The organism is Evansella cellulosilytica DSM 2522, from assembly GCF_000177235.2.
GTDB lineage: Bacteria > Bacillota > Bacilli > Bacillales > Salisediminibacteriaceae > Evansella > Evansella cellulosilytica.
Genome location: NC_014829.1, coordinates 4,642,005 through 4,657,119, shown reverse-complemented (window position 1 = coordinate 4,657,119; position 15,115 = coordinate 4,642,005). Strand labels below are relative to the sequence as shown.

Below are 15,115 nucleotides of genomic sequence, written 5' to 3'. Positions count from 1 at the left end.
GAGGGGGACTCAAAACTTTTTGAATCCCCTTTTTAAAAAAAGGCTCTGTTAAAGGCTAATGTTGATTTTCACAAAAGGTGCGAGACGCCTGCGACGAGCGTTACATCACGATTAAGCTTCGAGTTGTCTCGACGGATACAACTCCAGAGCGTTGCATGTAGAGGAAGGGACAGGTTGTGAGCTGAAGATCCCACAGGGTGGTGGTTAGATAGCAATAAAAAAATATTTTGAAATAGCTATTGCATTATTATTTTAAAGGTGGTAAGATATATCTTGTCGCTGAAATAAGTCATTACAGTTTGGCCCGTTGGTCAAGTGGTTAAGACACCGCCCTTTCACGGCGGTAACACGGGTTCGAATCCCGTACGGGTCACCAACTTTACAAACTGAAATAAAATTGGTATAATTAATCTTGTCGCTTCACATACTAAGTTATGTTGGGGAAGAGATAACACAACAACATAGGTAAAGTTTATAACGTCGCGGGGTGGAGCAGTCTGGTAGCTCGTCGGGCTCATAACCCGAAGGTCGGTGGTTCAAATCCGCCCCCCGCAACCAAATTTTAAAACCTCATCGAAATATCTTCATTATACTTTTTGTGCCGAGGCGCTTTTTCACCACAGGAGCAAAATAATACATAAAGATGAGACACTTTGTTTTAAAAAAATACTTGAGGTCCCGTGGTGTAGCGGTTAACATGCCTGCCTGTCACGCAGGAGATCGCGGGTTCGATTCCCGTCGGGACCGCCATTTTTTTTTGTTGATTAGGACAAGTTTTAGTAGTTTAATGGCTCGGTAGCTCAGTCGGTAGAGCAATGGACTGAAAATCCATGTGTCGGCGGTTCGATTCCGTCCCGAGCCACCATTGATATAGTTATTTGCTGGCCTAGCTCAATTGGTAGAGCAACTGACTTGTAATCAGTAGGTTGGGGGTTCAAGTCCTCTGGCCAGCACCATTTTATATAGTATATGGTACATTTTAATGATACTTAACTCTGTATTGTTAAAATGTTTTTTTGTGTTTAAATTTGATTTATAACGATAAAGTTTCAAGGCTGAACTGTTCGTATAATCACTATAAACTATCTTTTTAGTTTTATTTCTATATAGCATGTGTTTGATATGTAAATTTTTTCTTGTTTTGTTACTATATTATTACAAAAAACGATAATGCTTATCATGTTTTCTTGTTACGAATCAAATCGTAAAATATAATTTCAAATACGCATGAGATCAAGCTTTACTGACATTTTTACTATTTACTATTTCAGAAACAGTAAAACTTGTTTTAAAACTTGTAACATTAATAATACAATTTTTTTACGTTTTCCAGAATTATGCCACAATCTATCATAATATGATAAAATATCAATGCTTACATTAAATTCATTTAGGGGGAGAAAAATGGTTTCAATACCGTCACCCATAAAGTATCAGTACTCGCTTAGAAAAGTATTTATGCTTATATCAATAAGTTTATTTATAGTATTACTTTTATTCTCGAATCAAGTGAAAGCAAGTGAGGAAAATTTAGACTCTTCGATTCAAACTATTTACCATGTTTTTTATGGAGATGAATGGTTAGGAGTTGTTGATGATCCAGAGGTAATTGAGAAATATAAAGAAACAGTCATTGGAGAATTAGCGGCAGAGTTTGACGACTTTCATTTTACACTAGATGACTCACTCACTTTTATACCGGAATTAGTTTTCTATCATAATGCAGACAATGAACAAACACTTTCATATTTTCAAGACATGCTAGAGGTTTATGCTAATACATATGAAATCACTATTGGTGATAATGTAATAGGTCATGTTGATAGAAATGAAGATATTGAGGCTTTAGAAAATGCGTTAATGTTAGAGTACATCAGTGAAGAGGAGCTTAATAGTCTAAGTGAAGAAGATATTGATGAGCGTTTAGATGCTCTTGAAATTGGTGATTCAGTAATCGTTAATGCATATATTTCTGATGAAATTGATTGGAAAAAATCAAGTGCTCACCCAGATGATATTTTAGAGATGAATCAAGTTTTAAAGAAAATTCAAAAAGGTACATTAGAAGAAGAAACGTATACTGTACAAGCTGGTGACGTGCTAGGAACGATTGCAGAAAAACATGATTTATCTATTAATGACCTAATGGATATTAACCCAGATATTACAGAAGATACGCTGTTACAAATCGATGATGAAATAAATGTAACGGTTTTGAAGCCTTTAACGACAGTAATCGTCGAAAAAGTAGAGAAAAATAATGAAACAATTAAATATGAAACTGAGACAAAAGATGACAGTGATATGTGGCAAGGTGATACGAAAGTAACCCAAGAGGGTGAAGATGGTGAAAAAGTTATTGAGTATGCGATCACATATGAAAATGGACGAGCAGTCAATAAAGATGTCATAAACGAAGATGTTATTAAAGAAGCACAAAATAAAATTGTATTAAGAGGAACAAAAACTTCTCCATCTAGGGGTTCAGGACAGTTATCTTGGCCTGCTGTAGGTGGTTATATCTCTAGCTATATGGGAACTAGGTGGGGAAGATTCCACCGCGGGATTGATATCGCTAGACCAACTAACCGAAATATTTTAGCTGCTGATAATGGTACAATTAAATCTGCTGGCTGGGAAAATGGTTATGGAAATACGATTAGAATCAATCATAATAACGGAATGGAAACAATGTATGCTCACTTAGATAGTATAGATGTAAGTGTTGGACAAACTGTAGGACAAGGACAAAAAATTGGTATAATGGGCTCTACTGGGAACTCTACTGGTGTGCATTTACACTTTGAGGTATACGTAAACGGACAACTTAAAAATCCTATGGATTATTTAAATCGATAAGAATTATAATCAGGTGTCTCAATTGGATATAACAATCCTTTTGAGACACCTTCATTTTTTGGTAAAATACTATCAGGAGACGTAACGATACTAAGGGCGTTATATGATAGAATAAGAACATGAATGAAAGAAAGCTGTAACTTTACTATAGGAGCTGGTATAACAGTGGACAAGCAAAAAATTCTCGTTGTTGACGATGAACAACCTATTGCAGATATTTTAAAGTTCGGATTAGAAAAGGATGGTTATGAGGTTATATGTGCGTACGATGGTAATGAAGCGATAGAGATGACGAACAAACATGAACCAGACCTCATTTTATTAGATATTATGCTCCCATATCAAGATGGTATGGAAGTATGTAGGGAAGTACGTAAAAAGTTTGATATGCCTATTATTATGCTAACGGCAAAAGACTCGGAGATAGACAAAGTATTAGGGCTAGAGCTAGGGGCAGATGATTATGTGACAAAACCTTTTAGTACTCGTGAATTAGTGGCGAGAGTAAAGGCTAATTTAAGAAGAAATCAAAAATCTAAAGAACCAGATACAGAAAAGAAAAACATTCAAATCGGAGCATTATTGATCCAGCCAGATGCTTATTTAGTATCCAAGCGTGGTGAGCCAATCGAATTAACGCATAGAGAGTTTGAGTTAGTCTATTATTTAGCGAAGCATATTGGACAAGTGATGACGAGAGAGCACCTGCTACAGGCTGTATGGGGGTATGATTACTTTGGGGATGTTCGAACAGTCGATGTTACTGTACGAAGACTACGAGAAAAAGTAGAAGATGACCCGAGTAACCCAACGTGGATCATAACGCGTAGAGGAGTAGGTTACTACTTAAGGAATGCTGACCAGGAGAACTAGCATGAATAAAATTCGATTTTATAAATCCATTCATGTAAAAATCGTTATTATTTACGTTCTCTTAATTCTTATTGCGATGCAAGTAATAGGTGTATATTTCACAGGTAAATTAGATGAATATTTACAATCTAATTTTAATGAATCACTGACAGAAAGAGTAAATTTACTTTCTTACAACGTCGCACAAGAAATAAGCCGTGATGAAGAAGATGAGGAGCGGAACTTTAATACGAGAATAAATAGTTTGTTAAGAGACCTCTTTGATAGGGATACAACCCTTGTACAAATTATTGATAAAAATAATACGATTATAGGCGTATCTAACCCACGCCAACAACCAATTTTAGGTCAACGAACGACAAACGTATATATAAAAAGAGCACTCATCGGTACTGGAATGTCTCAGCCTATTACGATGACAGACCCAACAACAGGTCCAGTTGGTGTTATTGCAGTCCCGGTCATTTTAGACGATGAAGTAGTAGGTGCGATATATATTGAAGCATCTATGCAAGAAATTTATGACCAAATGCAACAAATTAACCAAATTTTGATGACCGGTACGATTATGGCGCTAGCTATTACTGCGATTCTTGGCGTATTGTTAGCACAGACGATTACACGTCCTATTGTTGATATGAAAAAACAGGCAGTAGTTATGGGACAAGGAGATTTCACACGAAAAGTAAAGGTTTATGGTGATGATGAGATTGGTCAGTTAGCTTCGGCTTTTAATGTATTAACTAAAAAGCTACAGGAAGCAAATGAAACGACTGAAGGCGAGAAAAGAAAATTATCATCTGTTTTAACGCATATGACAGATGGTGTAATAGCTACTGATAGATTAGGGAAAGTAATTTTAATGAATAAACGTGCAGAGCAGCTTTTAGGCCATATGCAAGATGACGTACTAGGAATTGAAATTACAAAAATATTAAACTTAGATAAATTTCTTACATTAGATGATCTTTATACATTTAAGGATCCGATTCTTTTAGATTTTGATTCAGATGAAGAGGAAGTCATATTAGAAGCACACTTTTCAGTCATTGAAAAAGAAGCAGGGGCACAAAATGGGTTAATTGCCGTTCTACATGATGTGACAGAACAAGAACGTATCGAAGAGGAAAGAAGAGAATTTGTTGCAAATGTTTCTCACGAATTAAGAACGCCATTAACGTCGATGAAAAGCTATTTGGAAGCTTTAGCAGATGGAGCAATAAACGATTCGGAAGTTGCACCGAGGTTTATTCACGTTACACAAACAGAGACAGAGAGAATGATTCGACTTGTTAATGATTTGCTGCAGCTCTCAAAAATGGATAGTAAAGATTATAGTATGAATGTCGTAGAAATTAATTTACCACAATTTATGGATCAAATTATTGAACGCTTTGAAATGGCGACAAAAAATGAATCCATATCCTTCAAAAGAAGATTAACAGTGAATACGGATATTATCGTTTTTGGTGATCGAGATAAATTGACACAGCTACTAGATAACATTCTATCAAATGCCGTTAAATATTCACCAGAAGGTGGAACGATTCTTTGCTCTTTAAAGATAGCGAAGGATAACGTTATCGTTAGCATTAAGGATGAAGGTGTTGGTATTCCTAAGGAAAATATTCCTTATGTGTTTGATAGATTTTACCGTGTCGATAAAGCGCGTTCTAGGAATTTAGGGGGAACCGGTCTAGGGCTAGCAATAGCAAAAGAGATTGTACATGCTCACGGAGGATCTATTTGGGTAAGTAGTGATTGGGGAAGAGGTACAACGATTTCATTTAGTCTCCCATTTGACGAGGCGGTGAATGTAAATGATTGAAAACATAAAGACGTTCATTTTATGGGTTCTCATTATTACTAGTGTTCTATTCACTTGGCAAATATGGACTTACCAACATGACTATAATTTCATTAATGAAACAGAGTATTATGAGAGTGAGCAAATTGGTGAAGAACGGTCATTAGAGGAATTAATTCAACCGAAACAAGTGATTACGCATGAAGAGGATAATAGCTTTTGGATACAACCGACAAATAACCATTATCTCCTTTTAATGGAAGAATTAAAGCAAGTAAACATTCAAGAGATACGAAGGGGATCAAATTCCTTTGCTAGAACTATCAACGATGTTCAAGGAATAGAACTCCTTTTTTCACACGAAATAAAAGGAGAATGGATCCATCGTTTTTTTGAAATGGACCAGGAAGAGCCATTCCCGATGGAAGGATTAGATAGAATCATTATTTTTATTAATGAACAATCGTCGGAGACTGAAGTATCTGTGCGTTTTATGTCAACTTCAGAGGATGTATTATATCAGGCGAATACGAACTTATCAGCTACTAGCCTCATTTCGCTGTATGAACAGTATGAGGATACACATAAGACGTTAGTGGAAGAAAGGTCGTTACTAGGAAGTGCAGGTGGGCTTTACACAGTCAACTATATGCCAGTAGAAGAAGTAGAAGCAAATAAGTATTTCTATACTGCTACGGAGCTGTCTATAGAAGCTTTTAAGAATGGTTTATTTAATGATCCTGAGTTTGTTAAACAATATTCCCTAGGAAATGACGAAGTATTTGCAGATGGTATTCGGATGATGAGTGTTGAAAACGATGGCTATCTTCTCAAATATGGACAAACGTCACAAAGCTTGCAGCCAGGTGCTGGAGAGCGATCGATTGTAGATGCTAGTATTGATTTCATTAATGGTCATGCTGGATGGACAGGAAATTATCAATTAGATCAATGGAGAGATTCATTAATTAATGACCGAGTCACATATCGGTTACATGTAAAAGGATTGCCAACTTTATCAACAAATTTTTCGAATCAAGATATTCTAACATTTAATATTACAAGACAAGGTAGTCAAATCTCAGAATACGTCCGTCCGTTATTTCATTTTGAAAATGAAGACTTATTTGATGGCCATTACGATACAGTGACCTTGCCGTCATATGATGATCTCATTTCGATTATTGAGCAAAAGGAAATTTTAGAAACGAGTAATATTGAAGATGCAAGAATTGGCTACTACATGAGAATTGCAACGTATGTGTTTTTTGAACCATCCTGGTTTGTAAAGGAAAGGGGTTCAAGTAGCTGGAGAAGAATTGATACGAGTGAACAAGCACAGTCTAGAAGCCAAGCAAGGGAGAGTGATGATAGTGGATTGGAGTAATACGAAGACAATATTCATTATCATCTTTCTTTTTTTAAATGTATTTTTAGCATATCAATTAATGGAAAAGCAGCAACACAGTCATTTTAGTGAATTACTCCATGAGTCCATGCAGGAGCTTTTGCAGGAAAATATTGAAATTAATGTATCAAATCCAGAGGAGCCAATTACTGGTTCTCCAATTCTTGGCTCGCTACAATCATTCAATGAAGAGACATTACACTTTGATCGGCAGATTCAGGATATTGAAATTTTTGGACAAATGCTTTCGTCACAGCTCGTTTCCCCATATCCATTAAATAGAGATACTATAGAACTTGGAGTGGAAACGTTTCTTCAGGAATATGTGTATAGAGGAGAGCAGTACCGATTTCACCGGTTTGATGAGGAAGATAATGTGATTCATCTACAACAGCTGTACGAAGGAAACCCAATTAGTAATCAAGAGCAAGAATCACATATAAAGTTATTTATGAATGACGATTTTGAAATTCAGTCATATCAACAGGAGTATTGGGTTATTTCAGAAGGTGAAAGACAACAAGAAATACTATTACCGCTTGAAGCGATTGAACGTTTATATATTGAAGGGAAGATACCGAGAGATACGGTCATTGATTATGTTGAGTTGGGCTACTATAGTTTGCTTCCTTCAATAGGACAAAATCAAGTGTATACACCAATGTGGAAAGTAGAGGTAAATGATACCTTTCAATTAGTAGATGCCATTGATGGATCAATAACATCACAATAGTATGAGTTTAAAATTGGAGTGAAGCTTTATGACGCTAAGGTTTAGTGTGCTAGCAAGTGGCAGTACGGGGAATGCCATATACGTAGAAACGGGAAATCAAAAGCTATTAATAGATGCAGGATTAAGTGGAAAAAAGATAGAAAACTGCTTTAAACAAATCAATATTTCACCAGAAAGTCTCGATGGTATTCTTGTGACACATGAGCACAGTGACCATATTAAAGGCGTCGGCATACTTGCACGACGCTACGATTTACCTATTTATGCAAATGATAAAACGTGGAAGGCGATGGAAGGGTTACTTGGTAACATTCCTATCGAACAGCGATTTCATTTTGAAATAGGTGAAACAAAACTTTTCGGAGACATTGACGTAGAATCGTTTGGTGTTTCGCATGATGCAGCAGAACCAATGTTTTTTACATTTCAGCATAGTGGAAGAAAGCTAGCACTTGTAACAGACACAGGTTATGTAAGTGATCGAATAAAAGGGACGACAAAAGAGGCAAATACGTTCATTTTCGAATCTAACCATGATATGGATATGCTCCGAATGGGAAAATATCCGTGGAGTGTGAAACGAAGAATTTTAGGAGATGAAGGCCACGTTTCCAATGTAGATGCTGCTTTAGCTTTATCAGATATTATAATGGACTCCTCAGCAAACGTGTATTTAGCACATTTGAGCTTAGATAATAATATGAAGGAATTAGCACGAATGACTGTACACCAAACGTTAGAGGAACAAGGAATCCATGTAGGAAAGCAAGTGAAATTGTTTGATACGGATCCATTAAAGCCAACAGCTCTAACAGCAGTATAATGAAATATGCTTGTTTTATTTTTGCTATTTGTGGGAAATAATATGGATGTGTGAAAAATTGTATAAAATAATCGATAGTATAGACGAAACAAATAGTAGTTTAATAAAATATTCATAGGTCTTTCATTAAGACTTTTCTCCATATTTAAACAAAAAGAGGAGGGTTTTTATGGGATATTATGACGGGCATTATCAATCATCAAGACAAGCAAATCGCCAAAGTGCTAGACGAATTGGTCTATATTCCTTTTTTGGTGCAATCATGGGAGCACTTATCGTAGTTTTTTCGATCCCGGTGTTATCCAATTATGGCTTTCTTCCTTATGATATAGCTCCAAAGGGAGCAACTCAAACTGGAAGCACAACTGAGGAAGCACAAGAGGTTTTAAGTGATGTACCTACTAATACGGTCAATATTTCTATGACATCAGAGGTGATGGAGGCTGTTGATAAAGTTTCAGATGCTGTCGTAGGTGTTGTCAACATGAGGCAGTCTACTAGTATTTTTGGAGCGGGAGGAGAAGGTACAGGCTCTGGCGTTATTTATAAAGTAGAAGGTGATCTTGCATATGTCGTTACAAATCACCACGTAATAGAAGGGGCAAACGAAATAGATGTTACGTTAACGAATGGCGCTCGCGTATCAGCAGAAGTCGTCGGCTCAGATGAATTAACAGATCTTGCCGTGTTAACGATTGATGCTCATGAAGTATCAACGGTTGCTGACTTTGGAAACTCAGAAATGCTAAGAGCAGGTGAACCAGCAATTGCAATAGGAAACCCACTTTCCTTTGAAGGATCTGTTACGTTAGGAATTATTAGTGCAATTGAGAGAAGTATCCCGATAGATTTATCTGGAAACGGTCAGCCTGATTGGGAAGCTGAAGTGCTACAAACAGATGCTGCAATTAATCCAGGTAACAGTGGTGGGGCATTACTAAATATAAACGGCGAAGTCATTGGTATTAACTCTATGAAAATAGCGCAGCACTCTGTTGAAGGTATTGGGTTTGCCATTCCATCAAATATTGCTTTACCTGTCATAGAGGATTTAGAACAGTTTGGTGAAGTTCGTCGTCCGCAAATCGGTGTTTATTTACACTCACTTCAAGAAATACCAAGCTCTTATTGGAAAGGTGCACTTAACCTTCCAGAGGACATTAAAGGTGGTATATATATAGAAGATGTTATCCCAGATACACCAGCAGCAAAAGCTGGTATACAAGCTGGTGATGTTATCGTAGAGTTAGATGGCGAAAAAGTAAAAGGCGCCAATGAATTAAGAAGATATTTATACACAGAAAAGAAGATTGGCGATACGTTAACGGTTGGCTTTTATCGCCAAGGTGAAAAACAGGAAGTCGAAATAACACTAGATGCGCAAGTGTCATAAGGTTGACTTAAAAGGTTGGTTTTTCAAGGACACTGAAAAAGTGATGTTCTTTCACTTTAGTGTCCTTAAGCAATGTACTGTATTGCTACTATAAGTGGATTGATTATAGTGGGCGCGCGTCTAGTGTACCCATTGCCAAGTTCTAGCTTATTTTAAAAAACTAGGGGAAAAATCTTCCCTTAGTTTTTTATTTTTATCAGTTATCCACAAGTCGTGTGAACGTTTTAAATGATTGGGTATGATATAATGTCGGAGGAAATAATAAAAGTAAATAAAATGACATACATGAAGGGTGTTTGATTACGATGTATTATAGCTGTAAAGATCACATAGATATAGCGATGGAAGAGATGGTTGATGAAACTGGAATGCCGCCAGATTTACAATTAGTAAACGAAGCGGAAAAAGAAGAGAGACATTGTTCTTTTTGTAATTCGGAGGCTACGTATAAAATCAGTGGATAATTAACAGGTTTTTTGTGGATATGTGGATAACTATTGTGGATAAATGTGGATGAGGAGACTAAATTGTGAATATATCTATTATTTCGGTTGGAAAGTTAAAAGAAAAATATTTGAAGCAAGGCATAGATGAATATAAAAAACGTCTATCAGCCTACGCAAATATACAAATAGTTGAGGTTGCTGATGAAAAAGCACCAGAAAATTTAAGCAATACAGAAATGGAACAAATTAAACAAAAAGAAGGGGAAAGAATATTAAGCAAGTTATCCCCAGATACATATGTTATCGCGCTAGCCATTGAAGGAGAAAAATGGAGCTCTGAAAAACTAGCAAAGCAGCTAGACCAATTAGCTCTCCACGGAAAAAGTAAAGTTGCCTTCATCATAGGAGGCTCACTCGGATTAAGCAAAGAAATCATGCAGCGCTCACAAGCACAGCTCTCCTTCTCCAACATGACCTTCCCCCACCAACTCATGAGACTCATCCTAGTGGAGCAGATCTATCGTGCTTTTCGGATTAATAGGGGTGAACCGTATCACAAGTGATGGTAAAGCAAAAAGTTGAGATTATATTAGATAAATCTGTTCTAAAAAAAATTCTCAAAAAATGAAAATAAGTTAGAAAGGGAGGTTTGGTTAGTTAAATTAACCAAACCTTTTTCTAAAATAATTAATATAGAAGATTTTAATAATTATTGTTAACGCTATACTTAACTTTATATTCTTGTTCTGTCATAATTTCCATAATTTCTTTTGGGGGTATTCTCCATTCAGGATGTACATATGAGTAAAGCTCGTATTTGCCGTACTTTAGAATATAAAGTGATTTATGGATTACCCATTTCTTTACCTTTGCCTCTATTACATTATTAGGTAAATATTCTAAATTACCTTTTGTAATTCCGTAATCATTATCCTCATATTCAACTTCAAATGTGAACCACTTATAGTAGTTCAGTGGTTGCTTAAATTTAATAATATAATGTTTTTTATTTTTATCTTTAATCCAATCTAGCTCAATCTTTTCATCCCCTAACAAATATGCTAAATCGTAAAGAATCTCTGGTCTATCCTTTGTATAGCCACCGTATGTAAGGACATTTTCGTGACATAAGAACCCGTTAACTTGATAATCACCATAAAATTTATGAATTACACGATTTTTATTTTCATCTTCGTCACTTAAGCAAAAACCTTCAGTTTTCTTACTTATATCAAATTTATTACCATTAAACAAAATGTACATTTCTTCTATACTAATTTTGATATTCTTATCTTCTAAATAAGCCTTTAATGGCGTTTCTTGCGATACAGCATCCTGTAGATTAATTATGCCTATCTCTTTGATTGACTGGCAATTATCAAAACTGGTGGTACTATGTAAGCTTACTAATTCCATATCCTTTTCTAATAGTTTTTCATCTGTTATATTAAATGCTTCCAAAAATTTCACTACTTCTATATCTGTGCTGTTTAAAACAAATTCTGAAATTTCTTCTTTAGTTAAGTCTAAAAAAACTGCTAGTGATTTAATAGTGTTATCAAAATCTGTCATATCAAATATCAAAATTGAACACCTCCAAATAAAATTTTACTAGATAATAGTAGGTTATTATACAAAAATATACAAAGGGCTCCGTTATTTTATTAGTTATTGGAAATTCCGATAATTGAATAGCATAAGGAAATATTTATGTTAATATTAGGATAATAATGTAAAATGTTAATAGAAACCTTTTAAGAGGAGAATTATATTTTATGGATAGAGACGATAAGTATTTATCAAGAATAATGTTTCAAAATAAGATATATTCTAGTGATGGTCAAAATTTTGAGGATCTCTTTACAAAAATTATGGGATTCAGACATAAAGATTTTAGAGCAGTTAAACCTCAAGGTAGATTAGGAGATATGAAGAATGATGGATATATTTTAGATACTGGTCAGTTTTACCAAGTGTATGGACCTGAAAATATATCTACTAGTATCGAAAATGCAATTTCAAAACTAGAGGACGATTTTGATGGACTAATTAACAAATGGTCTGCTGAAGTCAAAATCGAAGAATTTTATTTTGTTGTAAATGATAAATATAAAGGTGCATTTGTAGAGGTACATAAAAAAATAATGAAGCTCCAAGATATCATAGACTCTCTTGGAGAAAGCAGAAAAATAAAGACAGGATTAATTGTAGCAAGAAATTTAGAAAATTTATTATTTGAACTAAATGAAGACGATATTATCGCAGTTGTTGGATTAATACCAAGAACTCATTCTATATATAATGTTGATTACAATTGCTTAAATGATGTTATACAACATATATTAAATCTCCCTTCAAAAAATTATATAGAGGAAGATTTATTTGTTCCAGATTTCAATAAAAAAATTGAGTTTAACAATCTAAGCAAAATAATTGAACGTAGATTAGATGCAGCAGCAATCAATTATGGTGATGTTGAAACATATTTTAAGTATCAAGGAGATTTTCTTAGAAATGAAATAAAGAATAAATTTGTAGATCTATATGAAGAGTCTAAAGAAAAAATTAAGGAAGATGAGGAAAATTATTCAGACCGCAGGTATATGTATATATTAGAGAAAAGTATGCCTAAAAACAGTAATAACTCTGTACAACAAGCAACTGAATGTTTAATGGCATTTTACTTTGAAAGTTGCGATATATTTGAACAGCACATCTTAGAGGAGGTTGAAAAATAATGATTCTACCTCAAAAACACATAAAACTATCGGAATCTATATTTGCAATGGGAGCTATCATATATAGTTTACTTGATGATAACAAATCTGTAGGTGTAGATGAGTTATGGGAAAGACTTAAAAGCAAAAACCAAAATGAGAAAATAATTGATAATTATTCGTTTGATAAGTTTATTATCTCATTAGATTATTTATTTACTATTGGTATTATAAACTCTAATGAGAAAGGAGGTCTAACAAAATGTATTTAAGAAAGTTAAGTGCAAATAGGTCAGGCTTCCATACAATAAAGTTTAAGGATGGTCTTAATTTTATTGTTGGGAAAAGAGAAAATCCAGAAGAGAAGGATTTGAAAAACACCTATAACGGTGTTGGAAAATCATTGGCAATTGAACTAATACACTTTTGTTTAGGAAGTAAAAAAATAGATGTTTTTGAAGAAAATTTAGAAGGTTGGATTTTTACTTTAGAATTTGAGATAGATAGTGAAGAATATATTGTTTCTAGAAATTGTTCAGAGCAAAATAATGTAATACTTAATGGTAAAAAAATTTCTGTTGGAAAATATACAAAACTGTTATTGGAAAAAGTTTTTGGATTTGAAGAAGATAATAAAATAAAATATCTGACATTTAGAAGTTTAATTTCACGTTTTATAAGGAGAAGTAAGTCCAGCTATACAAAGTATGATAAATACCAAGATAAAGAAACGGATTATGCAAAATTATTAAACAATGCATATTTATTAGGATTAGATATAGATCTAATAGAAACTAAAATGATATTAAAAAAAAGTATTGATGAATTGGAGAAAAACAAAAAAATAGTTGAAAAAGACCCAATTTTAAAAGAGTATTTTATTGGTAATGATGATCTAGACTTTGAAATTATAGATTTAAAAGAAGAGGTAAAGGAATTAGAGAAAAAAGCAAGGGAATTTAAAGTCGCAGAAAACTATCGGGAAATTCAACAAGAAGCAGATAGACTTTCTTACCATATAAGAGAATTAAAAAATAAGGGTACGCTTATTGAAAATTCAATTAGGAAAATAGAGAAAAGCTTAAGTCTAAAGCCAGAAATTGAATTAGATATGATACTAGAAATGTACGGTGAAGCAAGATTACTCTTTGAAGATAAAGTTAAAAAGACTTTATCTGAGGTAACAGAGTTTCATAATAAATTACTTTTAAGTAGAAATGAACGGTTAGAGAGACAAAAAAAATCCTTCGAAAAGGAAAAAGAAGAGATTCAGGAAAGAATTATTGAAAAAGGTAATGAATTAGACAAAAAAATGAAGTATCTTGGAGGATACGGTGCGCTTGAAGAGTACAATGCATTACATGATAAATTATCAAGCTTACGAAATAATTTAGAAAAAGTAATGGATTATAAGAATTTACTTGAAACTTATGACGATAGATCAGCACAAGCAAAAATAGATATAGAACAACAAAAATTAGAAACAAGCAAATACTTAAAAGAACATAAAGAAATGCTAGAAGATATTATGGGTACTTTCAGGTCATATTCAAAAGCTTTTTATAAGAATAAAGCGAGTGGTTTAGACATTAAAATAAATGATGGTCTTAATCAGATAAGATTTGAAATAAATGCAAAAATTACGGGTGATTCATCTGATGGAATAAGCGAAGTGTGTATTTTTTGTTTTGACATGACTTTATTGAAGTTGAAAAATCATAATGTTAATTTTATTTTCCACGATAGTAGATTGTTTTCAAATATGGACCCGAGACAGCGCTTATCTTTACTGAAAATAGTAAAGCAGGAAGCAAAGGATGAGAAAATTCAATATATCACATCAATTAACGAAGATATGATTTCTACTATTAGAGATGTTACGAATGAAGAAGAATATCTGTATTACAAGAAATTAATAGATATGAATACTATTCTAACTCTGACTGATAAATCAGATGAAGATAAACTGTTAGGTATGACAATAGATTTACCATATGATAAATGATTTTACAGGCAAGTGGCGTGTCTTTTTCTCTAATATTAGGAAGGGGAATAC

13 protein-coding genes and 5 tRNA genes are annotated in these 15,115 nt (G+C 34.0%); 17 read left to right on the top strand and 1 reads right to left on the bottom strand.

Annotation, left to right across the window (positions count from 1 at the left end):
• Positions 1 to 301: 301 nt before the first annotated feature.
• The 14 genes from BCELL_RS21260 (at position 302) to rlmH (ending at position 10,905) form a co-directional block, all read left to right on the top strand.
• Positions 302 to 376: transfer RNA gene (locus tag BCELL_RS21260), tRNA-Glu, on the top strand.
• 105 nt (positions 377 to 481) lie between these two features.
• Positions 482 to 558 (top strand) — tRNA-Met (locus BCELL_RS21255).
• Positions 559 to 674: 116 nt separating this feature from the next.
• Positions 675 to 750: transfer RNA gene (locus BCELL_RS21250), tRNA-Asp, on the top strand.
• A 39-nt stretch (positions 751 to 789) separates the two neighbouring features.
• Positions 790 to 865, top strand: a tRNA-Phe gene (locus BCELL_RS21245).
• Between the two features lie 15 nt (positions 866 to 880).
• Positions 881 to 956, top strand: a tRNA-Thr gene (locus BCELL_RS21240).
• Positions 957 to 1,404: 448 nt separating this feature from the next.
• A complete protein-coding gene (locus BCELL_RS21235) occupies positions 1,405 to 2,859 on the top strand; it encodes a peptidoglycan DD-metalloendopeptidase family protein (protein WP_013490860.1) in 1,455 nt (484 codons plus the stop codon).
• Between the two features lie 165 nt (positions 2,860 to 3,024).
• The gene (gene yycF, locus BCELL_RS21230; protein ID WP_013490859.1) at positions 3,025 to 3,732 is read left to right on the top strand and encodes a response regulator YycF; all 708 of its coding nucleotides are present in this window, start codon (positions 3,025 to 3,027) and stop codon (positions 3,730 to 3,732) included.
• A 1-nt stretch (position 3,733) separates the two neighbouring features.
• Positions 3,734 to 5,560: a cell wall metabolism sensor histidine kinase WalK gene (gene walK, locus BCELL_RS21225; RefSeq protein ID WP_013490858.1), complete on the top strand. Its 1,827-nt coding sequence runs from the start codon at positions 3,734 to 3,736 to the stop codon at positions 5,558 to 5,560.
• Positions 5,553 to 6,926 (top strand): YycH family regulatory protein, encoded by a 1,374-nt coding sequence (locus BCELL_RS21220; RefSeq protein ID WP_013490857.1) that lies wholly within the window; start codon positions 5,553 to 5,555, stop codon positions 6,924 to 6,926. Before walK ends, BCELL_RS21220 begins: the two co-directional genes overlap by 8 nt.
• Positions 6,913 to 7,680, top strand: coding sequence for a two-component system regulatory protein YycI (locus BCELL_RS21215; protein ID WP_013490856.1), 768 nt, complete (start codon positions 6,913 to 6,915; stop codon positions 7,678 to 7,680). The genes BCELL_RS21220 and BCELL_RS21215 overlap by 14 nt, the downstream gene beginning before the upstream one ends.
• A 28-nt stretch (positions 7,681 to 7,708) precedes the next feature.
• Positions 7,709 to 8,503, top strand: coding sequence for an MBL fold metallo-hydrolase (locus BCELL_RS21210; protein ID WP_013490855.1), 795 nt, complete (start codon positions 7,709 to 7,711; stop codon positions 8,501 to 8,503).
• 169 nt (positions 8,504 to 8,672) lie between these two features.
• Positions 8,673 to 9,896: a S1C family serine protease gene (locus BCELL_RS21205; RefSeq protein WP_013490854.1), complete on the top strand. Its 1,224-nt coding sequence runs from the start codon at positions 8,673 to 8,675 to the stop codon at positions 9,894 to 9,896.
• Between the two features lie 305 nt (positions 9,897 to 10,201).
• Positions 10,202 to 10,360 (top strand): CxxH/CxxC protein, encoded by a 159-nt coding sequence (locus tag BCELL_RS22325; RefSeq protein WP_081457360.1) that lies wholly within the window; start codon positions 10,202 to 10,204, stop codon positions 10,358 to 10,360.
• A gap of 65 nt (positions 10,361 to 10,425) precedes the next feature.
• Entirely contained in the window at positions 10,426 to 10,905 is a 480-nt protein-coding gene (gene rlmH, locus BCELL_RS21200; protein ID WP_013490852.1) for a 23S rRNA (pseudouridine(1915)-N(3))-methyltransferase RlmH, read from the top strand.
• A gap of 139 nt (positions 10,906 to 11,044) precedes the next feature.
• Here the strand turns inward: rlmH and BCELL_RS21195 are convergent, their stop codons facing one another.
• Positions 11,045 to 11,926, bottom strand: a complete 882-nt coding sequence (locus tag BCELL_RS21195) for a hypothetical protein (RefSeq protein ID WP_013490851.1) — start codon at positions 11,924 to 11,926, stop codon at positions 11,045 to 11,047.
• 191 nt (positions 11,927 to 12,117) lie between these two features.
• Here BCELL_RS21195 and BCELL_RS21885 point away from each other — a divergent pair, with 191 nt between their 5' ends.
• From BCELL_RS21885 to BCELL_RS21180, 3 genes are read left to right on the top strand one after another with little or no spacing between them, the layout of a single operon-like run.
• Positions 12,118 to 13,080, top strand: coding sequence for an ABC-three component system protein (locus tag BCELL_RS21885; RefSeq protein ID WP_013490850.1), 963 nt, complete (start codon positions 12,118 to 12,120; stop codon positions 13,078 to 13,080).
• A complete protein-coding gene (locus BCELL_RS21185; protein WP_013490849.1) occupies positions 13,080 to 13,331 on the top strand; it encodes an ABC-three component system middle component 6 in 252 nt (83 codons plus the stop codon). Before BCELL_RS21885 ends, BCELL_RS21185 begins: the two co-directional genes overlap by 1 nt.
• Entirely contained in the window at positions 13,322 to 15,064 is a 1,743-nt protein-coding gene (locus BCELL_RS21180) for a DUF2326 domain-containing protein (protein WP_013490848.1), read from the top strand. Before BCELL_RS21185 ends, BCELL_RS21180 begins: the two co-directional genes overlap by 10 nt.
• The last annotated feature ends 51 nt before the right edge of the window (positions 15,065 to 15,115 follow it).

Coding starts and splice junctions, on each gene's coding strand:
- BCELL_RS21220 (WP_013490857.1), top strand. CDS start 5,553: ATGATTGAAAACATAAAGACGTTCATTTTATGGGTTCTCATTATTACT.
- BCELL_RS21210 (WP_013490855.1), top strand. CDS start 7,709: ATGACGCTAAGGTTTAGTGTGCTAGCAAGTGGCAGTACGGGGAATGCC.
- BCELL_RS21180 (WP_013490848.1), top strand. CDS start 13,322: ATGTATTTAAGAAAGTTAAGTGCAAATAGGTCAGGCTTCCATACAATA.
- BCELL_RS21235 (WP_013490860.1), top strand. CDS start 1,405: ATGGTTTCAATACCGTCACCCATAAAGTATCAGTACTCGCTTAGAAAA.
- BCELL_RS22325 (WP_081457360.1), top strand. CDS start 10,202: ATGTATTATAGCTGTAAAGATCACATAGATATAGCGATGGAAGAGATG.
- BCELL_RS21185 (WP_013490849.1), top strand. CDS start 13,080: ATGATTCTACCTCAAAAACACATAAAACTATCGGAATCTATATTTGCA.
- BCELL_RS21885 (WP_013490850.1), top strand. CDS start 12,118: ATGGATAGAGACGATAAGTATTTATCAAGAATAATGTTTCAAAATAAG.
- BCELL_RS21205 (WP_013490854.1), top strand. CDS start 8,673: ATGGGATATTATGACGGGCATTATCAATCATCAAGACAAGCAAATCGC.
- walK (WP_013490858.1), top strand. CDS start 3,734: ATGAATAAAATTCGATTTTATAAATCCATTCATGTAAAAATCGTTATT.